The organism is Pseudomonas sp. ZY71 (genome assembly GCF_036542145.1).
Taxonomy (GTDB): Bacteria; Pseudomonadota; Gammaproteobacteria; order Pseudomonadales; family Pseudomonadaceae; genus Aquipseudomonas; species Aquipseudomonas koreensis_A.
This window is the reverse complement of the sequence record NZ_CP144274.1, coordinates 1,920,713-1,945,379: the sequence shown is the minus strand read 5'-3', so window position 1 is coordinate 1,945,379 and position 24,667 is coordinate 1,920,713. Positions and strand designations below refer to the sequence as shown.

The 24,667-nt window shown below is 57.6% G+C and carries 20 protein-coding genes and 4 tRNA genes; 7 read left to right on the top strand and 17 right to left on the bottom strand.

What is annotated here, in order from left to right:
• Positions 1 to 100 precede the first annotated feature (100 nt).
• Positions 101 to 2,185 carry a carboxy terminal-processing peptidase gene (locus tag VY732_RS08690; protein ID WP_161986601.1) on the top strand — a complete coding sequence of 695 codons (2,085 nt, stop codon included), beginning with the start codon at positions 101 to 103 and terminating at the stop codon, positions 2,183 to 2,185.
• A 134-nt stretch (positions 2,186 to 2,319) separates the two neighbouring features.
• On the top strand, positions 2,320 to 4,110 hold the full coding sequence (locus VY732_RS08685; protein ID WP_331695190.1) for a bifunctional diguanylate cyclase/phosphodiesterase: 1,791 nt from the start codon (positions 2,320 to 2,322) through the stop codon (positions 4,108 to 4,110).
• An 88-nt stretch (positions 4,111 to 4,198) separates the two neighbouring features.
• Here VY732_RS08685 and VY732_RS08680 read toward each other — a convergent pair whose 3' ends face one another.
• The 9 genes from VY732_RS08680 to VY732_RS08640 all read right to left on the bottom strand — a co-directional run bounded on the left by VY732_RS08680 (position 4,199) and on the right by VY732_RS08640 (position 13,057).
• Positions 4,199 to 4,615 carry a hypothetical protein gene (locus VY732_RS08680; protein ID WP_331695189.1) on the bottom strand — a complete coding sequence of 139 codons (417 nt, stop codon included), beginning with the start codon at positions 4,613 to 4,615 and terminating at the stop codon, positions 4,199 to 4,201.
• Positions 4,615 to 4,854, bottom strand: coding sequence for a hypothetical protein (locus VY732_RS08675; RefSeq protein WP_249122266.1), 240 nt, complete (start codon positions 4,852 to 4,854; stop codon positions 4,615 to 4,617). Before VY732_RS08675 ends, VY732_RS08680 begins: the two co-directional genes overlap by 1 nt.
• A gap of 93 nt (positions 4,855 to 4,947) precedes the next feature.
• Positions 4,948 to 5,358, bottom strand: coding sequence for a hypothetical protein (locus VY732_RS08670; protein WP_212622641.1), 411 nt, complete (start codon positions 5,356 to 5,358; stop codon positions 4,948 to 4,950).
• Positions 5,359 to 5,361: 3 nt separating this feature from the next.
• Positions 5,362 to 10,119 (bottom strand): RHS repeat-associated core domain-containing protein, encoded by a 4,758-nt coding sequence (locus tag VY732_RS08665; RefSeq protein ID WP_331695188.1) that lies wholly within the window; start codon positions 10,117 to 10,119, stop codon positions 5,362 to 5,364.
• A gap of 240 nt (positions 10,120 to 10,359) precedes the next feature.
• The gene (locus VY732_RS08660; protein WP_077571752.1) at positions 10,360 to 10,767 is read right to left on the bottom strand and encodes a tetratricopeptide repeat protein; all 408 of its coding nucleotides are present in this window, start codon (positions 10,765 to 10,767) and stop codon (positions 10,360 to 10,362) included.
• Entirely contained in the window at positions 10,768 to 11,139 is a 372-nt protein-coding gene (locus VY732_RS08655) for a hypothetical protein (RefSeq protein WP_077571751.1), read from the bottom strand.
• The gene (locus VY732_RS08650; protein WP_077571750.1) at positions 11,136 to 11,477 is read right to left on the bottom strand and encodes a helix-turn-helix domain-containing protein; all 342 of its coding nucleotides are present in this window, start codon (positions 11,475 to 11,477) and stop codon (positions 11,136 to 11,138) included. Before VY732_RS08650 ends, VY732_RS08655 begins: the two co-directional genes overlap by 4 nt.
• 112 nt (positions 11,478 to 11,589) lie before the next feature.
• Positions 11,590 to 12,045, bottom strand: a complete 456-nt coding sequence (locus tag VY732_RS08645; protein WP_077571749.1) for a YkvA family protein — start codon at positions 12,043 to 12,045, stop codon at positions 11,590 to 11,592.
• Between the two features lie 295 nt (positions 12,046 to 12,340).
• A complete protein-coding gene (locus VY732_RS08640; protein ID WP_007919751.1) occupies positions 12,341 to 13,057 on the bottom strand; it encodes an FKBP-type peptidyl-prolyl cis-trans isomerase in 717 nt (238 codons plus the stop codon).
• Between the two features lie 270 nt (positions 13,058 to 13,327).
• On the opposite strand from VY732_RS08640, the gene VY732_RS08635 reads away from it, so the two are divergent.
• Together VY732_RS08635 and VY732_RS08630 are read left to right on the top strand one after the other, a co-directional pair.
• Complete coding sequence (locus VY732_RS08635) at positions 13,328 to 15,136, top strand: di-heme-cytochrome C peroxidase (protein ID WP_331695187.1); 1,809 nt, start codon at positions 13,328 to 13,330, stop codon at positions 15,134 to 15,136.
• On the top strand, positions 15,133 to 16,296 hold the full coding sequence (locus VY732_RS08630) for a catalase family protein (RefSeq protein WP_442968563.1): 1,164 nt from the start codon (positions 15,133 to 15,135) through the stop codon (positions 16,294 to 16,296). Before VY732_RS08635 ends, VY732_RS08630 begins: the two co-directional genes overlap by 4 nt.
• On the opposite strand, the gene VY732_RS08625 is transcribed toward VY732_RS08630, so the two are convergent.
• From VY732_RS08625 to VY732_RS08605, 5 genes are all read right to left on the bottom strand, one after another.
• Positions 16,297 to 17,655: a hypothetical protein gene (locus tag VY732_RS08625; protein ID WP_331695186.1), complete on the bottom strand. Its 1,359-nt coding sequence runs from the start codon at positions 17,653 to 17,655 to the stop codon at positions 16,297 to 16,299.
• Positions 17,656 to 17,859: 204 nt separating this feature from the next.
• A tRNA-Asp gene (locus VY732_RS08620) sits at positions 17,860 to 17,936 on the bottom strand.
• Positions 17,937 to 17,955: 19 nt separating this feature from the next.
• A tRNA-Val gene (locus VY732_RS08615) sits at positions 17,956 to 18,031 on the bottom strand.
• Between the two features lie 191 nt (positions 18,032 to 18,222).
• Positions 18,223 to 18,299, bottom strand: a tRNA-Asp gene (locus VY732_RS08610).
• Between the two features lie 19 nt (positions 18,300 to 18,318).
• Positions 18,319 to 18,394, bottom strand: a tRNA-Val gene (locus tag VY732_RS08605).
• A 159-nt stretch (positions 18,395 to 18,553) separates the two neighbouring features.
• Between VY732_RS08605 and rdgC the strand changes: the two genes are divergently transcribed.
• From rdgC to sugE, 3 genes are all read left to right on the top strand, one after another.
• Positions 18,554 to 19,474: a recombination-associated protein RdgC gene (gene rdgC / locus VY732_RS08600; RefSeq protein WP_007919763.1), complete on the top strand. Its 921-nt coding sequence runs from the start codon at positions 18,554 to 18,556 to the stop codon at positions 19,472 to 19,474.
• Positions 19,475 to 19,622: 148 nt separating this feature from the next.
• Positions 19,623 to 20,588 carry a bile acid:sodium symporter family protein gene (locus tag VY732_RS08595; RefSeq protein ID WP_331695185.1) on the top strand — a complete coding sequence of 322 codons (966 nt, stop codon included), beginning with the start codon at positions 19,623 to 19,625 and terminating at the stop codon, positions 20,586 to 20,588.
• Positions 20,589 to 20,707: 119 nt separating this feature from the next.
• A complete protein-coding gene (gene sugE, locus VY732_RS08590; protein ID WP_077571744.1) occupies positions 20,708 to 21,022 on the top strand; it encodes a quaternary ammonium compound efflux SMR transporter SugE in 315 nt (104 codons plus the stop codon).
• Between the two features lie 97 nt (positions 21,023 to 21,119).
• On the opposite strand, the gene VY732_RS08585 is transcribed toward sugE, so the two are convergent.
• The 3 genes from VY732_RS08585 to VY732_RS08575 all read right to left on the bottom strand — a co-directional run bounded on the left by VY732_RS08585 (position 21,120) and on the right by VY732_RS08575 (position 24,662).
• Positions 21,120 to 22,994 carry an MFS transporter gene (locus VY732_RS08585; protein ID WP_331695184.1) on the bottom strand — a complete coding sequence of 625 codons (1,875 nt, stop codon included), beginning with the start codon at positions 22,992 to 22,994 and terminating at the stop codon, positions 21,120 to 21,122.
• A 99-nt stretch (positions 22,995 to 23,093) separates the two neighbouring features.
• Positions 23,094 to 24,245 (bottom strand): TDT family transporter, encoded by a 1,152-nt coding sequence (locus VY732_RS08580; protein ID WP_331695183.1) that lies wholly within the window; start codon positions 24,243 to 24,245, stop codon positions 23,094 to 23,096.
• A 105-nt stretch (positions 24,246 to 24,350) separates the two neighbouring features.
• Positions 24,351 to 24,662: a cupin domain-containing protein gene (locus tag VY732_RS08575; protein WP_038364027.1), complete on the bottom strand. Its 312-nt coding sequence runs from the start codon at positions 24,660 to 24,662 to the stop codon at positions 24,351 to 24,353.
• Positions 24,663 to 24,667: the final 5 nt, after the last annotated feature.

Below are 24,667 nucleotides of genomic sequence, written 5' to 3'. Positions count from 1 at the left end.
TAGCGCCGGGCTTTTTGCATTATGCGACCGGCTCTCGTAGAACCGGCGACTTCAAAGACGGCCTAATATGCGTTATCAATTGTCCCCGCGTCGAATCAGCATGAAGCATTTGCTCCCCAGCACCGCCCTCGCTCTTTTCATCGGTATCGGTTTGTTGCCGGTGTCGGGCAATACATTCGCAGCCAACAGCTGGGACAAATTGCAGCCTGATCGCGATGAAGTCATCGCCAGCCTGAACGTCGTCGAGTTGCTCAAGCGTCACCACTACAGCAAGCCGCCGCTCGACGATGCGCGCTCGGTGATCATCTACGACAGCTACCTCAAGCTGCTGGATCCGTCGCGCAGCTACTTCATGGCCAGCGACATCAGCGAATTCGACAAGTGGAAGACCCAGTTCGACGACTTCCTCAAAAGCGGCGATCTCAACGCCGGGTTCACCATCTACAAGCGCTATCTGGACCGCGTCAAGTCGCGTCTGGACTTCGCCCTTGCCGAGCTGAACAAAGGCGTCGACAAGATGGACTTCACCACCAAGGAGACCTTGCTGATCGATCGCAAGGACGCCCCTTGGCTCAAATCCACCGCTGAACTCGACGACCTGTGGCGCAAACGCGTCAAGGACGAAGTGCTGCGGATGAAGATCGCCGGCAAAGAGCCGAAGCAGATCCAGGAAACCCTGACCAAGCGCTACAAGAACCAGTTGGCGCGCCTGGACCAGACCCGTCCGGAAGACATCTTCCAGGCGTACATCAACACCTTCGCCATGTCCTACGATCCGCATACCAACTATCTGTCGCCGGATAACGCGGAAAACTTCGACATCAACATGAGCCTGTCCCTCGAGGGCATCGGTGCCGTGTTGCAGAGCGACAACGACCAGGTGAAAGTCGTGCGTCTGGTGCCGGCGGGCCCGGCCGACAAGACCAAACAGGTTGCCCCGGCCGACAAGATCATCGGCGTTGCCCAAGGCAACAAGGAAATGGTCGACGTGGTCGGCTGGCGTCTCGACGAAGTGGTCAAACTGATCCGTGGCCCGAAAGGCACCGTGGTGCGTCTGGAAGTGATTCCGGCGAGCAATGCGCCGAACGACCAGACCACCAAGATCGTGCCGATCACCCGTGAAGCGGTGAAGCTCGAAGACCAGGCCGTGAAGAAGTCCGTGCTCAACCTGAAACAGGACGGCAAGGACTACAAACTCGGCGTGATCGAGATTCCAGCCTTCTACCTCGACTTCAAGGCGTTCCGTGCCGGTGATCCGGACTACAAGAGCACCACTCGCGACGTCAAGAAGCTGCTCACCGAACTGCAGAAAGACAAAGTCGACGGCGTGGTCATCGACCTGCGCAACAACGGCGGCGGTTCCCTGCAGGAAGCCACCGAGCTGACCAGTCTGTTCATCGACAAAGGCCCGACCGTACTGGTGCGTAATGCCGATGGCCGTGTCGACGTACTCGAAGACGAAAACCCGGGCGCGTTCTACAAAGGGCCGATGGCGTTGCTGGTCAACCGCTTGTCCGCCTCGGCTTCGGAGATCTTCGCCGGTGCCATGCAGGACTACCACCGCGCACTGATCATCGGTGGCCAGACCTTCGGTAAAGGCACCGTGCAGACCATTCAGCCGCTGAACCATGGCGAACTGAAACTGACGCTGGCCAAGTTCTACCGGGTCTCCGGTCAGAGCACCCAGCATCAGGGCGTATTGCCGGACATCGACTACCCGTCGCTGATCGACACCAAGGAAATCGGCGAGAGCGCCCTGCCGGAAGCCATGCCGTGGGACACCATCCGCGCGGCAATCAAACCGGCGGCCGATCCGTTCAAACCGTTCCTGGCCCAGCTCAAGTCCGAACATGACACGCGCACCGCCAAGGATGCCGAGTTTGTGTTCATCCGTGACAAGCTGGCCCTGGCGCAGAAACTGATGGAAGAAAAAACCGTCAGCCTCAACGAAGCCGAGCGCCGTGCCCAGCACAACGACATCGACGCCAAGCAACTGACGATGGAAAACATCCGTCGCAAAGCCAAAGGCGAAGAACCGCTCAAAGAGCTGAAGAAAGAAGACGAAGACGCCCTTGCGGCTGCCGATCCGGACAAGGTCAAACCAGAAGACGATGCCTACCTGAGCGAAACCGGGCGCGTGCTGCTGGATTACCTGAAGCTGAGCAATCAGGTGGCCAAGAAGTAAGGTGATGGCAATTTAATGCTGACGATCCCCGGATCGTCATCAAACAGTCATCATTCTGTCGTGCAATAAAGGACTGGGAGCCACTCTCTTCATCGAGAGCGCTCCCAGTCCTTTTTTTATCGCCAGAGATTGCCATGACCACGACCGAACAGCTGAGTGCCTTGAGCTCGATCCTGACTCAAAGCGGTTTACACAGCCTGTTCCAACCGATCATCTCTCTCTCGGAACGGCGCATTCTCGGCTACGAAGCCCTCACGCGCGGCCCTTCCAACAGTCCTCTCCACTCGCCGATCGCGCTGTTCGCCGTGGCACGTCAGGCCGGGCGTTTGAGCGAACTGGAGATCGCCTGCCGCCAGAGCGCTTGCCGTCGCTTCAACGAGCAGCAACTGCCGGGCAAACTGTTTCTTAACGTCTCGCCGGAATCCTTGCTGGAAGCCGCCCATCAACCGGGGCGCACGTTGCAGCTGCTGCAGGATTTCGGCATTCCGCCGAGTCAGGTGGTCATCGAGCTGACCGAACAGACACCCATCGACGATTTCCAGTTGCTGCAAACGGCCCTGCATCACTATCGCGCGATGGGGTTTTCCATTGCGCTGGATGATCTCGGTGCCGGCTATTCAAGCCTGCGTCTGTGGTCGGAGCTGCGCCCGGATTACGTGAAGATCGATCGGCACTTTATCGATGGTATTCATCAGGACGCGTTGAAGCGCGAGTTCGTCGGCTCGATCCTGCAAATCGCCAAAGCGTCACGCGCGCAAGTCATCGCCGAAGGCATCGAGTTGCCGGAAGAACTCGCAGTGCTGACTGAAATGGGCGTTGATCTGGTGCAGGGCTACCTGCTCGGCCGCCCCCAAGAACACCCACCGCGCGATGCCCGCGCCTTGATGCCCAAACACGACAGCAGCAGCGTTGCGCTGAACGACGAAGGCAGCGACCTCAGCGCCCTGCTCAACGACCAACCGGCCGTGCATCGCGATACGCCAACCGCCACCGTACTGGAAGCCTTCCGCCGCCAGGCCAACCTCAACTCCCTGGCGGTACTCGACGAACAAGGCCAACCCTGCGGCATCGTCCACCGCCATTCCTTGTCGGATGCCCTGCTCAAACCGTTCGCCACCGACCTGTTCGCGCGCAAACCGATCAGCCGTCTGATGAACGACGACTTCCTCGCCGTGGAAATGAGCCAGTCGCTGCAGCAGGTCAGCCGCCTCATCACCAGCCGCGCCCGCCAGCGCATCGAAGAAGACTTCATCATCACTCTTAACGGTGGCTACCTCGGCCTGGGCCGGGTGATTGATGTGCTCAAACTGATTACCGAACTGAAGATTCAACAGGCTCGTTATGCCAACCCGCTGACCTTGCTGCCGGGTAATGTGCCGATTCAGCAATGTCTGACTCGCCTGCTGCAACAAGGCCGCGAGTCAGTCATCTGCTATGTCGACATCGATAGCTTTAAACCCTTCAATGATATCTACGGCTACGGGCGCGGCGATGAAGTTCTGCTGTGTTTGGCGCAATGCCTCAACGAGCGAGTAGACCCGTCCCGCGACTTCGTTGGCCATATCGGCGGTGACGATTTTCTCCTCGTTCTCGGCCCCGAAGATTGGCGCAAACGCCTCAATCAATTGCTTGATGACTTCAAGAGCCAGTGCCGACGTTTTTATCGACCCGAACACCTTGAGGCTGGATGCTTTATTGCGCCGAATCGCCAAGGGGTGCGACAGGAGTTTCCGTTGTTGTCGCTTTCCATTGGCGTGGTGCATTTGCATCCCGAGGCTTGCGCACACCTGGATGCCAGTCAACTTGCGGAAATGGCTTCGCAGGCGAAGCATCATGCTAAGAATGTTCCGGGGTATAGCGTGCATGTGATTGATAGTCTGGCCGCTGCCGACGTCCATCCACCGCAGCTAATCGGACAACGTTGATTCCCCCCAAACACACAGATCCCTGTGCGAACAGGCTTGCTCGCGAAGGGGTCAGTAAAGTCACTCTAGGTTCTGCTTCTAATGCCGGCTACCACGTTGAGTAGTCTTCCTGACTGGCTAGATATAAATCATCAACCCAGACTTCGGACAGGATAGAGTATATATGTTCAAAAAAACTCTTCGGATCTTTCATTTCGTTCCAACCAAATGGAAGCAACGAATGAGAAAAAGGATCATGTTTAAAAACTTCAGCAAGATCACTTATTTTGCCATTCAGAGCCTCACCCAACACGAAAAACAAGACAAACTTGTGCCGATAAGTCAAACCAGAAAATCTTTTCACAATAAACTTATATATCAAACTCACTCGATCCGCAGGACACTCAGGATCGTACTCCGCCAACTCCGAGCCCAGCGTCTCCTCGCGATCGTATATATCGAACCCACCAAGAAAGTGTTTCAGCTGGGGATTATATGGGACATCAAGATAGGGATGCATCAACATCAAACATTCTCCACCGGATACAGGGCGATAGGGTTCAACGTTTCAAAGTCAAACTTCATTTCAAACCCATTCATTTTTTCAATGAAGCGAGGCTCTAAGGGGTCTAATGGATTAGGTTCATATCCTCGCCCGACATTTTCGGCAGCCATTCTCACAACCAAATTACCCATTCTGTCCTCACCCGTAAATCGCGACATCTTGCTTGCCTCTCTTGTCATCGCTTTGTTATAAGCATTCAACTGTGCTCGATGACTTGCAAACTGCGAACTGTATACGCCTCTAAACATTTTCCGTCACTACTCCACCACAACAGCATAATTTACTAAACTCATTTACCACGTCGCTTGATCTTCCAAACTTGCCTTACTCAAATCCGCGGCCCATTCAACCATGGCTAGCCGATATATATCTTCAAAAAAAACCCTTGAATTATCCATCTCATCCCAACCATCCGGAAATGATGAATAGGCTTCAGGGTCGTATTGGAAAAGTGATTGAAAGTCGTAGTCTTCTTCTAGCAACGCAAGCTTCAAACATTCTACAAGTAAGAATTTTTGCCGATACGAGCGCTTCATAGGCATGCAGTACTTTAAAATAAGCCTTTCCCTATCTACTGCAGCATTCGGATTATATTTTTCAAGCTCCTCACCCAAGGTTTCCTCCCGATCATAAACATCAAAACAGCACAAAAAATATGCGGGACTAGGTAGATATGGCTTCGACGTTTCAGGATCAATTAACATAAATCACTCAGTCGGATAAAGAGTAAATGGCACTTCTGTAATTGGGTCGAATTTCATTTCGAACCCACCCATATTGGTAACTAATCTAGGATTTTCTTTATCCCTTCTATTTGGCTTGTAACCTTCCCCAGCGTCAGGAAGCCTCATCTTTACAACGTTGGCGCCCTGATTATCCTGGCCGGTGTAACGAGGAAGCCCGTGTTCAACCCTGGTTGTTGCGAGGACATAGGCTTCAAGCATTATTTCCCAACTGTAAAATCTTGAGCTCGGATTGCCTATACCAGCATTTCGACCTCTTCTTTGTTGACCCGTGATAGGGTCCGTTCCATCAATAGCTCTTTGTTTAAATTTTTCATCTGTTAACTCGGGGTCATGCTTGCCAACCATATGCATCCCCTGACTGTTGTTTAGCCTCACAATCTCTCTCTTCGCAGCTTCACTCGCGCTTAATTTTGGCGTCGGCAGCGCTGGTTCACCTTCATCTACCTTAGCCCCACCAATCCCACCCGGCACCTCACACCCAGGCTTATTCGGCGGCGGGCAGTTGGAACTCAACCCCAACGGATCCACCCACCCCGTCGGATTCGGCACGTACTGGTACTGATTCAGCCCACCGGCCAACTTGATCGGATCCGGCGTCAGATACCGCCCCAGCCGCGGATCGTAGTACCGATGCCGGTTGTAATGCAGGCCGCTTTCGCCGTCGAAATACTGCCCCTGAAAGCGCAGCGGCTGGTTGAGGTAGTCTTCGCCGGCCAGGGTCAGTGCGGCGACTTTGCCGTAGGCGTCGTATTGCGCGGACCAGACGATGTCGCCGCTGTAGTCGGTGAGTTCTTGCGGGGTGCCGAGGTGGTCGAGTTGGTAGTAGAACGGGCAGGCTTTTTTCGGGCCTTTGCCGTCGAGCAGCGCGAGCGGGCGGAAGGTGCCGGGTTCGTAGACGTAGCTGCGGTATTCGCTTTCGCTGCTTTCGGCTACGAGGTGATCGCCTTGCCAGAAGAATTCGGTGGTGGCGTCACCGACGGTTTTGCGGATGCGCCGGCCGAAGGCGTCGTACTTGTAAGACGCGGTTTGGCCGTCGGGGCGGGTCAGGCCGATCAGGCGGTGCTGGCTGTCGTAGCGGTATTCGGTGACGAGTGTCTGCGCGCGGCCGCGCCGTTCACGGATCAGGTTGCCGAAGGCGTCGTAATCGTAGTGGCGGTCGCCCTGCATCAACAGACGATTGCCCTTGATCTGGCTCGGGCCGGGGCGGTCCTGCATCAGCAGGTTGCCGGCCGGGTCGTGGGCGAAGGACTCCGGCAGTTCGTCGCGTGAGTGACGTACGCGGATGAGGCGGTCGAGGGCGTCGTAGCCGTAGGTGCGTTGGCCGTGGCGGCTGTCGGCGATGTGCGCGAGATTGCCGTTGGCGTTGTAGGCATAATCGCGGCGGTACAGCGAATCGCGCTGATGACCTACGGCGTGGGCGAGTAATCGTCCCTGATCGTCGTAGGAGTATTCGCTGAGCAGCAGGCCCTGCTGACGTTGTTGTTCGCGACCGGACTTATAGACGTGGCGGGTCAGCGGCGTGCCGTTGAGGTCGATGTCGGTCAGCGCGCCGCCCTTGGCGTGGCGGTAGTCGAGCACGCTGTTGTCCGGCAGGCGCATGCGTTTGAGCTGACCGCAGGCGTCGTAGCGGTAACGTAGGGTGCCCCAGCCCTGATGCTCGGTGATCAAGCGGTCCTGGCGGTCGTACTCGAAGGCCAGCGGGTGTTGCTGGCCGTCGTCGACCCCAATCAAACGGCCGAGACGGTCGTATTGGTAGGTGACCTTGAGGCCGTCGGGCAGGGTCTTGATCAGCAGACGCCCGGCAGCATCGCGCTCATACGCAGTGAGCAAACAAGAGCCGTCATCACCGAACTCGGTCTTCTCCAGCAGATGGCCGTTGAGGTCATAGGCATACGCCGTGCGCCGGCCATCAAAACCGCTTTCCTGACGAATCAGCCCGGTCGGCGTGTAGTCCAGCCGGTACTTTTCCCCCGATTCGTTTTCGATCTCGGTGAGCAGCAGTTGCGCATGGTCGTAGCGGTACTGCACCCGCGTGCCGTCGGGGTTGATCCGGCGCGAGACAAGGTGCAGGTCATCGTCGTATTCGTAGCGGGTGATGCGCCCGAGTTCATCGCGCTCGGCAGTGACCTGACCGTAGGCGCCGTAGCTGTAGGCGCGGGTGCTACCAGTAGGAAATGTCGTCTGAATCAGTCGGCCAACGGCGTCCCAATGCTGACGAGTGACTGCACCGTGTTCGTCGGCGGTGGTGGTCCGCCGCCCCAGTGCATCGTAGGAAAAACGCCGCACGCCGCCGTCGGGCAGCGTTTCTTCGGTCAACTGGCCGAGGGCATTCCAGACCAGCCGATGCCGGCTGCTGTCCGGGTAGCGGATCGACAGCAACTGACCCCGGGTGTCGTAGTAGTAATGGGTGACCTGACCGTCGGGGTCGACCGCTTCGGTGACATCGCCCTCGGCATTGCGCCGGTAGATCCACACCGCCTCGCCGCGCGAACGCCGGTACAGGAAACCGTTGCGATACTCGTAGGACGTGGGCGCATCAGCCGGCGGAATCAGCGCGATCAGCCGTCCGACTTCGTCGTAGCGGTATTCGGTGACGGCACCTAAAGCATCCTGCTCGGCGATCAAGCGTCCCGAGGAGTCATAAGCCTTGAGCTGTTCGCCACCATCCGCCGAGACTTTACGCACCAGCCGCGCACGCTCGTCGTGGACGTAAGTCTCTTCAGTGCCATCGACGTAATGCACCGCCACGCTGCCGTCGTCATTCCAGACGTAGCGCGTGTCCATCTGCGAGAACGATGCCCAGTGGCGCACGCACCGTGCCGATTTCCCCGAGCGCTCCCACTCCCAGAAGAAACTCGCGCCACCGGCCAGTTGCCGCTGCAGAATCACGTGGGCATCGTCGTAGTCGTAACGCTCGCTGTCACCGACGGCGTTGGTCGCTTCGATCAGGTGCTGATAGGCGTCGTAGCGATAACTGACCAGCGCTTGCTCGGTGCTCCAGACACCCTCGCGAAACACCTGATAATCCACACCCAGCAACTGCGCACGGTCATAGCGCAACAGCAGCGAGCGCCCGGCGCCGTTGTCCAGTCGCTGCACCCGGTCAGACCGATCGCGCTGCACCGTCAGACGATTGCCATAGGCATCGCTGATCGCCGTCAGCCGTCCTGCACGAAAGTGATAAAACCGCGCCGTTTCCCCGGCCAGCGCGAGAATCAGCTCTTCCGGTTCATCACCCAGGAAAATCGCCGCCCGCGACAGGCTGTTATGAATCGCCGGTCGTTCAACGCTCGGCAACGGAAAACGGGTACGCCGGTTTTCGTGATCGACCCAAACAACCTCATCAGCGAAAAATTCCAGCCGATGCGCCAGCGAATGACTCCAGCCAAACCCCAACCCAACATCGATTTCGGCGGCGCTGGAGCGATACAACCGCGTGAACTCAAACGGCAACACGCCATCGAGCACCGCATCAGTCAGGGTCAGCAGTTCTTCACCGGTGACCATCGACACCGGACAACCGTTGGTACAGGTGCGCGGCACGCAATCGGCGCTGTCGCCGTTGGGGTTTTTCGCCTGATCCGGCGAGTCGTCGTGATGCTCGTCTTTCTTCAACAAGGTGTTGCGCTGCGCATTCCAGCGCAATTGCATCCGGCCCTTTTTCACACCCGCCGCGATTCCGCGGGCGGCAACGGCTTTGTATTGATCGACGTATTTGATGAACCCTTCGACGATGCCGAACATCGCCTTCACCAAACGCTTCACCGCCGACAGCAACTGCACGGCGCGATCCGCCAGACGCAGCGTCAGATAAGCGATGCCTGCGCCACCACTGACGAACGTCAAGACGACGCTGATCAGCACATCGATGAGCAACTGCACGATCATCATCGATGCCGCTTCAGCGGTTTTACCGGCGACCTCACTGGGTGGCAGCATCTCCAGCCAAAGGCTGGCCGTGCGCAGCAATAAACACAGTGCAGCTTCGTCACTGACCAGCAATTGAAGCTTTTCCATGACGTCGGGGGCGGTCGCCGCCAGCGCCATCAACTGCGTGGCGCCCTCACCCAGCCGCTCGGCGAACGCTCCGGGATCCTTGAGAATGTCCGACAGCAGGCCAATGCTGTCCCACACCCCCTCGATCGCCGCCCAGCTCCCGGCGAGCATGCCGTTGCCCGCCGCCGTCGCCACCGACTGCGACCACTGCGGTTTGAAACCCTGCCACTCACTGCGCAGCCAGCCATCCAGCTCAGCGGTCAGGCCGTCATAGGCTTTGAAAAGATCCTCGACCTGATGCGGAGTGACATCGCTGTGCACCAGCACCCGGTAGAACTTGCCAGGTATTCCTTTGAACGAGCCCTTGCCTTGCGCATCAAGGGTGATGGGGGTGGTTTCACCACCATCCATGGCGATCACATCGACCACGATGTTGCCCAGCGCAATGTCGTATACCGATTCAAACTTGCTCTCGATCTCCATCACCCCGCCCTTCGGGCACTGGACGACGCCGGAGAAAAACTCGTTGTCGGTGCTGCTGACGACAGTGCTATCGGAGCCGAAGCGAATGATCCGCTCCATACCCATCAGTGACGGCAGATCTGCGGCGTGGCTGACCTTGTCCGCCGCTCGACTGGCCCAATGCCTGAGCTGTTCGCGGTAAATACTGAGGGTGGCGGGAAAGCTGTCGAGTGCTTGCTCGATGCGGGTGACGGCTTCCATCAGCGCACGCGGGTGTGCGAAGTGGACTGAATAAGCGGATCAAACATGAGCGTTCCCTCGCGCAAAAAATTAGGCGCGGGAACTGTGCGGGGGATCAATCAGGAAAGAAGTCAGGCAAGTAGGCGATGACTGTAGGACTTGTCTGTAAAAAATCACTCATAGATAAACAGGTGCACACAAACGAAAACGCGGCGTGAGGAAAACCTCACGCCGCGTTTATTTGAGCAGACATAACAGGATTTACAGTGTTGAGTCGCGAGTACTCAGCTCTTTCAACTTGAGCTCAGCCAACGGGTGCCCCGCCTTGGCAGCGATGCTCCACCAGCGTGCGGCTTCAACAGGATCCGGCGGTTTGCTCGGTGTCCCGGTCAGGCTGATCACTCCGACCTGGTAAGCCGCTTTGCCATCACCCGCGAGGGCCGCCAGCCGCAACAGGCGCACACCTTCTTCACGTGCGCCCAGGCCGACGCCACGAAAGGTCAGGATATGCCCATAGAAGCTTTGCGCATCGACATCGCCGAGGTTGGCCATACGCGCAAACTGACCTTCGAGCCAGCGCCAGCCGCGCGGTTGGCGAACAAACCATGACCAGTGAAACAGCCTGCGGGCCAGCCAGTAACTGGCCCGCGCCTTGAGTCGTAAAAACACTCAGGCCTCCGCCGATTCCGGGTACTCGTATTCAAAAACCCGGACGACTTCCGAGGCGTGCCAAGAGGCGGCGGCAACGCCATCAGACGGCCCGTGAAAACGCCCCAGACGTTCAACACATTCAAAGAAACCGGTGCGTGGCAGGCGACTCGCGCCTTGGCTGATCACCAGTGAACTGCGCAACGGTTGTTCGGCCTTGGCATCCAGCGCGGCCAGATGCTCGAGGGCGGCGGTCAAGGTTTGCATGGCCGGTGTCGGCAATTGCAACCGCTCGAGCAAGGCCCGATAAGTCAGCAGGTGGCGCTGGCGGCGCGCCTGATCCAGTTCTCCGAGCAATCCGTCCCAATGTTGACGACTGATGCGTACGCTCACGATTCATCCCTCCACCCTGGCACCGTCAATTCCCAGGCCAGGCTGCGGCGAATCGCGGCGTCAGGCTGACGCTCGCCACTTTCGATCATGGCCAGATATGACGGGCTGATGCCTACCGTGCGGGCCAACGCCTCAATGGCGATGCCCTTCCCTTCGCGCAAACTGCGTAGTTGATCCAGACCCGGAAGAATCGTGTCTGGTGAGGCCGCGATCGGCGTAGCTGCCGGACGCGACGGTGCTTCGTTGATGCCTGCTGCTTTTAGTAGAGCCTGATACTGAGCCCACGGCAGAACCGCGTATTCGGGTTCGCCATCGCGTGCAATTATCTGAATATCCATGACTACCCCGTAGGACAACAACACTTAGCGAGTCGGCACTTTTCCCTAGAAGTGTAATCCTAACAGCGGCCAAGGTCGCGGGGGGTATCTATCTACAGGAAGACTTAATGAATCAGGGCTTTTTCGGCCCCTGAAGTTGCAGTTGTTCAGGGGTATCGGGCAGCCGTTCGACCACCGCGAGTTTTTCCGGTTGCTGGCGATTGCGCCAGAGGCGGAAGGCATTGAGTTCATCGTCGAGGGTTTTCATCAGCCAGGCGAGGACGGCGATGTCGTCGAGCATGCCGAATACAGGGATGAAATCCGGAATCGCATCCACCGGGCTGAGGAAGTACATCAAACCCGCCACCACCGAAACCAGTGCCTTGCCACTGATGGCCCGATACTCGCCGCGCCAATAAGCCAGGCACAGCGCCTGGAGCAAACGTAAATCATCCTTGAGTTTACCGAGACGATTGCCTTGCGCGGCACCTTTGCTGGCGACCGCAAACAGCAAGGTCGGCAAACGCCCGCGCGCCAGCAGGCGGCCGGCCAAGGGCAGGAATCGAGCAAAATTCCACGGAGCTTTCATCTATTCCTCCCGTTGAAATGTTATCCACACAAATTGTGGATAACCTTGTGAACAGAGCTGCATTTCAGCGCTGGAAGCCCCGTTTCATAAGGGCTGCGCACAGATCGGGCGTTTTTTACTCACATAAAAAACCCCCAATATTTCATTGACTTGGCTGCTCAGGGCGGCTAGCGATGGCAGTCTCATTGGCTATGACTCTCCCGGCTGCCATCGGTTCGCTCTGTTTACCCTTGCCAGACTCCAGATGCAACAACGCCCCGCATAAGCGAGGCGTTGTTGTTGAAGCCTTTGCCAATTACTTGGCAGCAGCAGCTTCTTTGGCTGGATCCTTGATGGCCAGCAGTTCCAGGTCGAAGACCAGAACCGAGTTGGCCGGGATCGCCGGGCTTGGCGACTGAGCGCCGTAAGCCAGATCGCTAGGGATGTACAGTTTGTACTTCTCGCCAACGTGCATCAGTTGCAGACCTTCAACCCAACCCGGGATCACGCCGCTTACCGGCAGATCGATCGGGCTGCCGCGCTCGACGGAGCTGTCGAATACGGTGCCGTTGGTCAGTTTGCCGGTGTAGTGAACAGTCACTACGTCAGTCGGCTTAGGCTGTGGGCCGTCGGCTTTCTTGACCACTTCGTATTGCAGGCCGGAAGCGGTGGTGGTTACACCCGCCTTCTTGCCGTTTTCTTCGAGGAACTTCTTGCCAGCCGCAGCCGACTCTTCGCTCATCTTGGCCATGCGCTCTTCAGCACGCTTTTGCAGCGCGGCGAAAGCTTCGACCAGTTCTTCGTCTTTCAGCTTCTGTTCTTTCTTGCCGACGGCATCTTCGATGCCCTGGGCTACCGCTTTGGAGTCCAGATCATCCATGCCTTCCTGAGCCAGGCTCTTGCCCATGTTCAGGCCGATACCGTAGGAAGCTTTTTGCGCCGGGGTTTTCAGCTCTACGCTGGTCTGCGAATCACAACCCGCGAGGACCAGGCTAACCAGGGCAACCGCCGCCGCCAACCGATGCTGTTTCATGCTATTTCCTTGTTCATGCGCCGAAAGGGCAATCGAGTAAAGCCGCGAGCTTATCAGGCCGCCACGACCAATGGCTACCGGCATGAGAGCAGGAATCTTCCGATAAGTTCAGGGATTAAAACGCATTGCGGCGAAGCGACGATGAAGCTTCTGTCATCTTGTCCCGACAATCAGTGTCGTTTGTTCTTGCATCATCTGGCGTAATGGCCAGTTGCCGCATAGGGGCAAGCTCAGGCATAACAGCGGAACAATTTGACAAGGATGTTTATCTTGCGCCTTCTATTCCGTGTGCTGATTCTGATCATCGTGCTGCTGGGACTCGCCCTCGCAGTGGTGCTGTACTACGTCGCCAACCCGAAATTGCCCTTCTACTCCCCGGCCGAGCAGGTGCATTACCTCGATCAGTGGAGTGACGAAGACCGGCAAACCTACTATTTCACGCCTCAGGGCACGCAGGTCAAAGGCCTGCGCTATGAGTGGTTCCAGGCGTTGGAACTGCCCTTCTCGGAGCGACGTTTCGCCTCACCCGAATACCTCGCGCGTTTCGGTTTTCTGATTGATCCGCAGCAGAAAGCCTCAGCGAAAAATCCGGGTGACCTCCCCGTCGGTTTTGCCCGGCACCAGAATCCCGGCAGCTCCGAGCAATATCTGGACATCACTTGCGCCGCTTGCCACACCGGCGAATTGCGCTTCAAAGGCCAGGCCGTGCGGATTGACGGCGGTACCGCGCAACATGTGCTGCCTTCCAGTGTTCCTACTTTACGCGGCGGAAGTTTCGGACAGGCTTTGGTGGCAAGTCTGACCTCGACCTACTACAACCCATGGAAATTCGAACGCTTTGCCAGAACCGTGTTGGGCGACGAATACGACGCGCGCCACGAGCAATTGCGCAAAGACTTCAAAACTTCACTGAACACATTCCTTAAAGTGGCCTGGAACGATACCCATCGCGGCCTCTATCCGACCGAAGAAGGGCCCGGCCGCGCCGATGCCTTCGGACGCATTGCCAATGCGACGTTTGGCGATGCGATTTCCCCCGCCAACTATCGCGTGGCCAATGCCCCGGTGGATTATCCGCAGCTCTGGGATATGTGGACATTCGATTGGGTGCAGTGGAACGGCTCCGCACAGCAGCCGATGGCACGCAACATCGGCGAAGCATTGGGCGTCGGCGCCACCCTGAATTTTTTTGATACCAACGGACAGCCGCTGCAAGGCACTGCACGCTATGCCTCCAGCGTGCGCGTGCGTGATTTGCACAAGATCGAAGAAACCCTGCAAAAGCTCAAGGCGCCCGCCTGGCCAGAGGAGCTGCTTGGCGCCATCGATAAACCACTGGCAGCCAAGGGGCGCACGCTGTTTGCCGAGAATTGCGCCGGTTGTCACGTACCGCGCCAGACGCAGGAAGGTGAGCGCTGGGTGCAGCATTTGCACATGCTGCCGGTCGATGTCATCGGCACCGACCCGACCGCCGCCAACAATATCGCCAGCCACCGTTTCGATCTGACTGCCCTGCAATGGGATCTGAAAGAACTCGAAACCATGGACGTCAAACTGCATCCGACGCCCAAGGAACCTCTGGATCTGAGCCAGTTGTCAGTGGCCAAAGGCCTGGCTTACGTCACCGCCTTCGTCGAAGATCGTGCCTACCGCGAAGCCAACGTCACGCCGCAGGAGAAACCGCAGTTGGACGGTTTCGGCCTGCCCATCGGCGTGCGCGAAAAAGTCGCTTACAAGGCGCGCCCACTGGCCGGTGTCTGGGCCACTGCGCCGTTTCTGCACAACGGTTCGGTGCCGAGCATTTATCAGTTGCTGTCGCCGCAGGATGAACGCGCCACAACCTTCTTCAAAGGCACCCTCGAGTACGATCCGCGCCATTTGGGTTATCGCACCGAAGCGTTTACCAATGGCTTCCTGTTCGACACGCATATCACTGGCAACCACAACAGCGGTCATGAGTTTCGTGCCGGCGAACGCGGCAACGGCGTGATTGGTCGGCTATTGCAGCCCGAAGAACGCTGGGCACTTCTTGAGTACCTGAAAGTCCTCGGCGGCCCACTGGAGGCGCAACTGCCATGATCTCGACCTTCAAGAAAGAATTGCCGTTGTCGGCCAGAATCTGGTTATGGCTAGGACGTTTGCTTGGCAAAACGCTGCTGATTGTGGCCGCCATCGGCCTGCTCGGCTGGGCCATCGCCACGGCGTGGTTTGCCTGGCAACACCGTGGCCCGGTTTCAGCGCTGGAACAGATTCCACCCGGCGAAGCCGCGATGACTCAAGACGTGATTCAGACCGCCGTGCGCATCGTTGATCAGCACCGCGAAGGCACACGCTATCTGCGCGACGCACACGCCAAGGCTCATGGTTGCGTGAAGGCGCAGGTGCAGGTGTTGCCGGAACTGGCGCAGTCGCTGCGACAGGGCGTGTTCAGTGAGCCCGGCAAAACCTGGCAAGCGATGATTCGCCTGTCCAACGGCAATGCCTACCCACAGTTCGACAGCATCCGCGACGCCAGAGGCATGGCAATCAAACTGCTGGATGTTTCGGGAAAACAGCTGCTCGGCAACCGCCAGGCACAGCCTGAACAGGATTTCGTGATGTTCAGCCACCCGAACTTTTTTGTCAGCGATGTCGCCGAGTACCGTCAGAATGTGGCAGCGCAGGCTGACGGCAAAAAGGTCATGGCGTTTTTCCCCGGATGGGACCCGCGCACCTGGCAGATCCGCCATTTGTTTATCGCGCTGGCAACCTTGTCGCCGCCGCCGGATAGCCCGACGGCGACGACCTACTTTTCGGTTTCGCCCTACAAATTCGGTGAGGCGAATGCGAAATTCCGGGTCGCGCCGGATCCGGACAATTGCCCCGCGTACACATTGCCCAAACATAATCACGACCTGCCGAACTTCCTGCGCAGCGCGTTGAATCAGCAGCTGTCGACGGATCGTGTACCCGCCTGCTTCGTGCTGCAGATTCAGCGTCAGGATGCCCATCAATACATGCCGATCGAGGACACCAGCATTGAATGGCGCGAGCAGGATTCGCCCTTCGAAACCGTGGCGCGGGTCACCCTGCCGCCGCAGGATTTCGATACCCCGGCGTTGAATCTGCAATGCGATAACCTGTCTTTCAACCCTTGGTTTGGCATTGAGGCGCACCGACCGATCGGCGGGATCAACCGCTTGCGTAAGGCGGTTTACGAGGCAGTCAGTGATTATCGTCACCTGCGTAATGACAAATGATCACTCTGCCCGCTCGGCAATCACCGTGACTACCTCGCCAGACGGCCTGATCCGTCCGACATCCGGCCATGTCTTGCTCGGGACCATGACACCCATGGACCCGACAGCCGCAACTTTGTCGATAAACATTTGCGGGGTTATTTGACCCGAGACTATTTTCTGCTCCAGCCCTTCGTCGAACTCCGCTAGCAACCCTGTTATCAGAGACGTTTCAGACTTGGCAAAGCGCAACACAGCCCCATCCGAAGTAACAAGAAACAAACGCTGATGGGGGGCTGCCAATAGTCGGTTGAGCCCGACCTTGAGGTCGGCAGGGGAGAAAAAGTGCTCGTCTCCCTCACCCTGCAAAATGTCAGCGACGAATGGTTGGGTCGAGTGATAGATGCCATGCACACGAAAGTCTCTGGGCAGCATCGGATTACCATGCTGATCCTTGGGAAAAAGCGTCGCCCGGTCAAAATCGACGTACTGGCTGAAACTCGGTGCCGTGGCGACGAACACGTCTTGGATTTTGTGCTTGAGGATAAAGCCCATCGATTGCCGACCGGCCGACGTCTCCCGGTGTCGAAGGCGCAGGTGATATGCGACTTCCCGGGCGTCCTGGCAGACCTGGCCAAAGATCGGCATCTGCGGATTGGAGGGTGTTTCCTGAAAGATGTCCGAGCGCCAACTGGCTTTGATCACTCCCCGTTTGCGCCAAAGGACACCCGACACAACCGTGACAACCTCACCCGCCGTAACAGCCAATAGAATCCAGATACTGCTCGGCAACTGGCCTCGCCCATACATATTTTCAAACATTCGCACTGCACCACTGCGGTCTCTGGCAATTCGGGGTGCCAACTCCTGTTCAAATACCGAATTCGTTGAGGTGTACGAAAGCAAGTTACCGTCTACTGACAGGTAGCACCTGGTGTACTGTCGACGTGTATTCATAACGTCAGACAGGTCGGATATAGAGAAAAAGCGGTTGCGCTGGCTCCACTCCGACACCGTTTCTCCGACGCCTTGATCGCTCGCGGAATGCATGCGGAACACGGCTTCGACCGTATAGCCTTGCGGAACGCTCAGTTGACCGGTTGCACTCACGGATACGACGAGTGAAATCAGCGGTTCAGGTTGTTCGTCGTCCTCAGCTTCTTCAGTAGGCGTAGCACTGTGTTCTGCGGCTTCGGCGAAGAAAAACCGACCATCTTCGTCTTTGAGGATGAACCAGCGAAGTTCGGTCCCGCGCTGAAAAATCAACACGTCGTGCAGGCAAGCTGCTGCATCATCACAGGTCAGGAAGGACGGGTTGTACGCCCGGAATATTTTGTCTTGCGACTCTTCTGTGGCTTCTTCGGAAGGGGAAGTATCCATGCGCTCGGTCTCTCGGTAGGCAATGAATCAATTCATGACGCGAAATGAGTCATGAACAACGTTGCCCATTGTCCGAAAGCGGCTTGGCTGGCAGGCACTACATAGATATATGCAGCGAAAAATACTCAAACGCCAGACAGCAAAAAGCCCGCACTAGGCGGGCTTTCTGTGGAATCTGGCGTTCAGTGTTCCAGATTCCGAATATGGCGCAGCGGACGGGACTCGAACCCGCGACCCCCGGCGTGACAGGCCGGTATTCTAACCGACTGAACTACCGCTGCGCGAAACGCTTGAAACGAATGGTGGGTGATGACGGGATCGAACCGCCGACATTCTGCTTGTAAGGCAGACGCTCTCCCAGCTGAGCTAATCACCCTTCGCTTCGTTACGGGACGCATTATGCCACAAGTTTTCGTAAAGTGTTGATTTAATTGAAGTTTTTTTCAAATAAATCCGAAAACCGGTAAAACGACACATCCCGCGGGTACAACCTTGGAGCAGAAAAAAACCCGCCTTGGCGGGTTTTTCCGTGGTGACCTGGCGTTCAGTGGTCTAGGTTACCGAATATGGCGCAGCGGACGGGACTCGAACCCGCGACCCCCGGCGTGACAGGCCGGTATTCTAACCGACTGAACTACCGCTGCGCTAAACACTTGAAACGAATGGTGGGTGATGACGGGATCGAACCGCCGACATTCTGCTTGTAAGGCAGACGCTCTCCCAGCTGAGCTAATCACCCTTCGCTTCGGTGTGGCGCGCATTCTACGGAGCGACCCAACCTCTGGCAAGCACTTTTTTAAATAATTTTCTCAGGCCTTCCAAAGGCTTAGAGAAGGGTTGGCCTATGAGACGGCGAAGACAATAATGCCCCCCTTTGTATAAAGGAGAGACTCACCCCATGTGGTTCAAAAACCTGCTTATCTATCGCCTGACCCAAGACCTGCCTGTCGATGCCGAGGCGCTGGAAACTGCACTGGCCACCAAACTGGCGCGTCCATGTGCAAGCCAGGAGTTGACCACCTACGGTTTCGTCGCGCCGTTCGGCAAAGGCGAAGATGCTCCATTGGTGCACGTCAGCGGTGACTTCCTGCTGATTTCTGCGCGTAAAGAAGAACGCATTCTGCCGGGCAGCGTCGTGCGTGACGCGGTCAAGGAAAAGGTCGAAGAGATCGAAGCCGAGCAGATGCGCAAGGTCTATAAGAAGGAACGCGATCAGATCAAGGATGAAATCATCCAGGCCTTCCTGCCGCGCGCCTTTATCCGTCGCTCGTCGACCTTTGCTGCCATCGCGCCGAAACAGGGCCTGATCCTGGTCAACTCGGCCAGCCCGAAACGCGCTGAAGACCTGCTGTCGACCCTGCGTGAAGTGATCGGCACCCTGCCCGTTCGTCCGCTGACCGTGAAAATGTCACCAACCGCGACCATGACCGAATGGGTCACCACACAGAAAGCCGCCGACGACTTCTATGTACTCGACGAGTGCGAACTGCGCGACACCCACGAAGACGGCGGTATCGTGCGTTGCAAGCGTCAGGACCTGACCAGCGAAGAAATCCAGCTGCACCTGAGCACCGGCAAAGTGGTCACTCAATTGTCGCTGGCCTGGCAGGACAAACTGTCGTTCATGCTCGACGACAAGATGACCGTCAAACGTCTGAAGTTCGAAGATCTGTTGCAGGATCAGGCGGAACAGGACGGTGGTGATGAAGCGCTGGGTCAATTGGATGCCAGCTTCACCCTGATGATGCTGACGTTTGGCGACTTCCTGCCGGCGTTGGTGGAAGCGTTGGGTGGGGAAGAGACTCCTCAAGGCATCTAAAGCCGTGTGATGTCCAAACTGTAGGAGTGAGCCTGCTCGCGATGAGGGACTGACATTCAACTAATGTGTTGATTGAAAGACCGCTATCGCGAGCAGGCTCACTCCTACATTGTTTTTGTGTTGTTCATTTAATAATAAGGATCGGGCCATGCGCGCACTGGCTGCACTCAGCCGCTTTGTCGGCAACACCTTCGCTTACTGGGTTCTGATTTTCGCGGTGATTGCGTTCCTGCAACCGGCGTGGTTCCTCGGCCTGAAAAGCGCGATCGTACCGTTGCTCGGGCTAGTGATGTTCGGCATGGGCCTGACCCTCAAACTCGACGACTTCGCTGCCGTCGCCCGCCACCCATGGCGCGTGGCGCTGGGCGTGGTTGCACATTTCGTGATCATGCCCGGTGTGGCGTGGTTGCTCTGCCAAGTGTTCCACCTGCCGCCGGAAATCGCCGTCGGGGTGATTCTGGTCGGCTGCTGCCCGAGCGGCACTTCTTCCAACGTCATGACCTGGCTGGCTCGCGGCGATCTGGCGTTGTCGGTGGCCATTGCTGCCGTCACCACCCTCCTCGCCCCGCTGCTGACCCCGGCGCTGATCTGGCTGCTGGCCTCGGCGTGGTTGCCGGTGTCGTTCATGGAGCTGTTCTGGTCGATCCTGCAAGTGGTGTTGCTGCCGATCATTATCGGCGTAGTTGCCCAGCGTTTGCTCGGCGACAAAGTGCGCCACGCGGTGGATGTGTTGCCGCTGGTGTCGGTGGTCAGCATTGTGATCATCGTCACCGCCGTGGTGGCCGCCAGTCAGGCGAAAATCGCCGAATCCGGTCTGTTGATCATGGCCGTGGTCATGCTGCACAACAGCTTCGGTTATTTGCTGGGCTACTTCACCGGGCGCCTGTTCAAGCTGCCGCTGGCCCAGCGCAAGTCGTTGGCACTGGAAGTGGGCATGCAGAATTCGGGGTTGGGTGCGGCATTGGCCAGCGCGCATTTTTCGCCATTGGCGGCGGTGCCGAGTGCGCTGTTCAGCGTCTGGCACAATATTTCCGGCGCACTGCTGTCGACGTACTTCCGGCGCATGAGTGAAAAAGAAGATCGCGAGACACTGGCGCAGCGAGCGGCTGACTGAGCTCGAAACTTGATCCCCGGGTTAATGCTGGTCAAACTAGCGCGCAACGCGGGGACGACCCTGCGGCTCGAACGAGTCATTAATCTGGGGACGACCCCGTCAATCGATGGAGGTCTTGCATGTCCTGGATCATTCTGTTTTTCGCCGGCCTGTTCGAAGTCGGCTGGGCCGTCGGCCTGAAATACACCGACGGCTTCACCCGCCCGCTGCCCACCGTACTGACCGTTGCGGCCATGGCTATCAGTCTGGGTCTGCTGGGTCTGGCGATGAAGGAATTGCCGCTGGGCACGGCTTATGCGATCTGGACCGGTGTCGGTGCGGTGGGCACGGTGATAGCCGGGATCTTGCTGTTTGGCGAGTCGATGGCGTTGATTCGGCTGGCCAGTGTGGCGCTGATAATTACCGGATTGATTGGCCTTAAGGTCAGCGCTTAAGCCACTACCGCTTTCGCGAGCAGGCTCGCTCCTACAGGGAAACGCATTTCAAATGTAGGAGTGAGCATGCTCGCGAAGAGGCCCTTAAAATCGCCGACTATCTGACTGCCCCGCGCAACTCCCCCACCAACACCTGCAACTTCGCCGGCTCCGCCGCATCAACGTCCACCGGCGCACCCGCCACCAACGTCACCCGCGACCACAACCGCCGAAACACACCTTTATTCGGATCGCGACTGAAGAAACTCCCCCACAACCCCTGCAACGCCAGCGGAATCACCGGCACTGGCGTCTCTTCCAGAATCCGCGTCAGCCCGCCTCTGAACTCGTTCATCTCGCCATCGGCAGTCAACTTGCCTTCCGGGAAGATGCACACCAGCTCACCGTCCTTCAGATATTGAGCAATCCGGGTGAAAGCCTTTTCGTAGATCTGGATGTCTTCATTACGCCCGGCAATCGGAATTGTTCCCGCGGTACGGAAGATAAAGTTCAGCACCGGCAGGTTGTAGATCTTGTAGTACATGACAAAGCGAATCGGCCGACGTACTGCACCGCCAATCAGCAAGGCATCGACGAACGACACGTGATTGCACACCAATAGCGCGGCGCCCTCATCGGGGATCGCCTCAAGGTTGCGGTGCTCGACGCGGTACATGGAATGGCTGAGCAGCCAGATCATGAAACGCATGCTGAACTCGGGGACGATCTTGAAGATGTAGGCATTAACGCCAATGTTCAGCAGCGACACCACGAGGAACAACTGCGGGATCGACAGCTTGGCCACACTCAACAACACGATCGAGACGATGGCCGAGACCACCATAAACAACGCGTTGAGAATGTTGTTGGCGGCAATCACTCGCGCGCGCTCGTTCTCGGCGGTGCGCGACTGGATCAAGGCATACAGCGGCACAATGTAGAAACCGCCGAAAACGCCGAGGCCCAAGATGTCAATCAGCACTGCCCAGGTGTGCACAAAGCCCAGCACTTCAATCCAGCTGTGGCCGGTGACACTGTCGGGGATTCCCCCGGAATGCCACCACAGCAGCAGACCAAACACGGTCAGACCGAATGAGCCGAACGGCACCAGACCGATCTCGACCTTGCGCCCGGACAGCTTCTCGCAAAGCATCGAACCCAGCGCGATACCAACCGAGAATACGGTGAGAATCAGGGTGACCACGGTCTCATCGCCGTGCATCCATTCCTTGGCATAGGCCGGAATCTGCGTCAGGTAAATCGCCCCGACAAACCAGAACCACGAGTTGCCGACAATCGAGCGCGATACCGCCGGCGTCTGGCCCAAACCGAGTTTCAACGTGGCCCACGACTGGCTGAAGATATTCCAGTTCAGACGCATCTCCGGGGAGGACGCCGCTGCGCGCGGGATGCTGCGGCTGGCCAGATAACCCAGCACGGCAATCCCGACGATAGCCGTCGACACCAGCGGCGCATAATGGGTCGACGACATGATGACCCCGGCACCAATCGTCCCGGCGAGAATCGCCAGAAACGTGCCCATCTCCACCAAGCCGTTGCCGCCAACCAGTTCATCTTCGCGCAGCGCCTGCGGCAGGATCGAATATTTCACCGGTCCGAACAGCGCCGAGTGCGTGCCCATGGCGAACAGTGCCACCAGCATCAGCGACAAGTGATCAAAGAGGAAACCGACCGATCCTACGGCCATGATCGCGATTTCCGCGAGTTTGATCAGACGGATCAGCGCGTCTTTGGCGAACTTTTCACCAAACTGCCCGGCCAGTGCCGAGAACAGAAAAAACGGCAGGATAAACAGCAACGCACACAGGTTGACCCAGATCGAACGGTCACCCTCGATGGTCAGCCGGTAGAGAATGGCGAGGATCAGCGACTGCTTGAACACGTTGTCGTTGAACGCGCCGAGCGACTGCGTGATGAAGAACGGCAAGAAGCGCCGGGTGCGCAGCAGGTTGAACTGTGAGGGGTGACTCATCTTCCGTGTTTCCCTGATGTTTAAGGTAGAGAGGCCTGGGTACTGCTTATTGGAATCCCGAAGCGCGATCCAGGCCACACCTTACCTAAAACTTTCAGGTTATTTCTTCAAACCTGCGATGCACGGCGAGACGAACAGCTCGCCACGCCAGGCGCCTTGCACCGTGCGTTTACCGACAATCAGCCACATCACCGCCAGCAACATCACCAACAGCGTGCCGACAACGCTGAAAAACGTCAGATTCAGAGTGCTAGCCAGTTTCAAAGTGGCCAGAGAATACACACCCAACGGGAAGGTGAATCCCCACCAGCCGAGGTTGAACGGGATGCCGTCACGCAAGTAACGCACGGTGATCAGCAGCGCCATCAGCATCCACCACAGACCAAAGCCCCACAGCGTGATACCGGCGACAAGGCCCAGGCCCGAAGCGATTTCACCGATACCCGGCAGGCCGTTGGCGGCAAATATCGCTGGCGCATCTCCGCCGAGCAGCAACATGCCCAGCGCACCGGTACCGATCGGGCCGAGTGCCAGCCAGCTCGAAGCGGCCATGTTTTCGTGGGGCAGTTTATGCAGGGCCATGCGCAGCAGCAGGATCGTCAGAATGCTGAACGCTACCGGTAGGGAAAAGGCCCAGAGCACGTAGCTTGTCGTCAGTACCACCAGTTGCGAGTGGGCATCGGTGAGATGCGGTGCGAGCAAACCACCGCTGGCCGCCGCCACTTCTGCTGCCACGACCGGCAGCAGCCAAACCGCGGTCATCTGGTCGATGCTGTGTTCCTGGCGGGTAAACATCATGTACGGAATCAACACACCACAGGCCAGCGACATGGCCACATCGACCCACCACAACACTTCGGCGAGATGAATCACGCCGTCGCCCCAACGTGGCAGGCCGAACAGCAGAAAACCGTTGATAATCGTCGCCAGGCCCATGGGAATGGTGCCGAAGAACATCGACACCGTGGAGTGGCCGAAAATCCGCCGCGCTTCATCGAAGAACAAGATCCAGCGCGCGGCGTAGGCAGCGGTAAACAGGCTGAACAACAGGATGTTGAACAACCACAAACCTTCAGCGATAGCGTGCAGGCCTGGAATGGCCAAGGGCAGTTGCGCCAGCGCCAACGCCAGCACACCCGTGCCCATGGTGGCGGCAAACCAGTTCGGGGTGAACTGGCGGATCACTTCGCGCGGATGCTGTAGCTGGCTGAACGGCTTGATGCCGGGTTTGGCACTGTTGGGGCAAATCATCATGAACTCCTGTCCTCTGGTGAGGTTGAGTCCATGGTAGAACCGAATCGAATATCTATATAACGGGTAATATCTCTAACTGTTATCTGTTTTACCAATAAGAAGTCAGACGCTGCCTTCGCTCTCGATTACCAGAATCCGCGCTGCGCCCTGCGGATGGGCGACGTGCTCGGTGCCGACGCTCGCATAGAAGATGTCGCCGACATCCAGCTGCACCTGTTTTTCTTCGCCATGCTCGCGGTAATGCATCAGCACTTGGCCATCGAGCACCACAAACACTTCCTCGCCGTCATTGACGTGCCATTTGTACGGCTGATCGGTCCAGTGCAGGCGCGTGGTGATGCCGTTCATATTGGCGATGTCCAGCGCGCCCCAGGCTCGCTCGGCGGTGAAAGTCTTGCTGCGGATAATCTTCATGAGTC

Bases quoted from the DNA above. Each gene is read 5' to 3' on its own strand.
- VY732_RS08690 (WP_161986601.1), top strand. From the start codon at position 101: ATGAAGCATTTGCTCCCCAGCACCGCCCTCGCTCTTTTCATCGGTATC.
- VY732_RS08685 (WP_331695190.1), top strand. From the start codon at position 2,320: ATGACCACGACCGAACAGCTGAGTGCCTTGAGCTCGATCCTGACTCAA.
- VY732_RS08680 (WP_331695189.1), bottom strand. From the start codon at position 4,615: ATGTTGATGCATCCCTATCTTGATGTCCCATATAATCCCCAGCTGAAA.
- VY732_RS08670 (WP_212622641.1), bottom strand. From the start codon at position 5,358: ATGTTAATTGATCCTGAAACGTCGAAGCCATATCTACCTAGTCCCGCA.
- VY732_RS08665 (WP_331695188.1), bottom strand. From the start codon at position 10,119: ATGGAAGCCGTCACCCGCATCGAGCAAGCACTCGACAGCTTTCCCGCC.
- VY732_RS08650 (WP_077571750.1), bottom strand. From the start codon at position 11,477: ATGGATATTCAGATAATTGCACGCGATGGCGAACCCGAATACGCGGTT.
- VY732_RS08645 (WP_077571749.1), bottom strand. From the start codon at position 12,045: ATGAAAGCTCCGTGGAATTTTGCTCGATTCCTGCCCTTGGCCGGCCGC.
- VY732_RS08640 (WP_007919751.1), bottom strand. From the start codon at position 13,057: ATGAAACAGCATCGGTTGGCGGCGGCGGTTGCCCTGGTTAGCCTGGTC.
- VY732_RS08630 (WP_442968563.1), top strand. From the start codon at position 15,133: ATGATCTCGACCTTCAAGAAAGAATTGCCGTTGTCGGCCAGAATCTGG.
- VY732_RS08625 (WP_331695186.1), bottom strand. From the start codon at position 17,655: ATGGATACTTCCCCTTCCGAAGAAGCCACAGAAGAGTCGCAAGACAAA.
- rdgC (WP_007919763.1), top strand. From the start codon at position 18,554: ATGTGGTTCAAAAACCTGCTTATCTATCGCCTGACCCAAGACCTGCCT.
- VY732_RS08595 (WP_331695185.1), top strand. From the start codon at position 19,623: ATGCGCGCACTGGCTGCACTCAGCCGCTTTGTCGGCAACACCTTCGCT.
- sugE (WP_077571744.1), top strand. From the start codon at position 20,708: ATGTCCTGGATCATTCTGTTTTTCGCCGGCCTGTTCGAAGTCGGCTGG.
- VY732_RS08585 (WP_331695184.1), bottom strand. From the start codon at position 22,994: ATGAGTCACCCCTCACAGTTCAACCTGCTGCGCACCCGGCGCTTCTTG.
- VY732_RS08580 (WP_331695183.1), bottom strand. From the start codon at position 24,245: ATGATTTGCCCCAACAGTGCCAAACCCGGCATCAAGCCGTTCAGCCAG.
- VY732_RS08575 (WP_038364027.1), bottom strand. From the start codon at position 24,662: ATGAAGATTATCCGCAGCAAGACTTTCACCGCCGAGCGAGCCTGGGGC.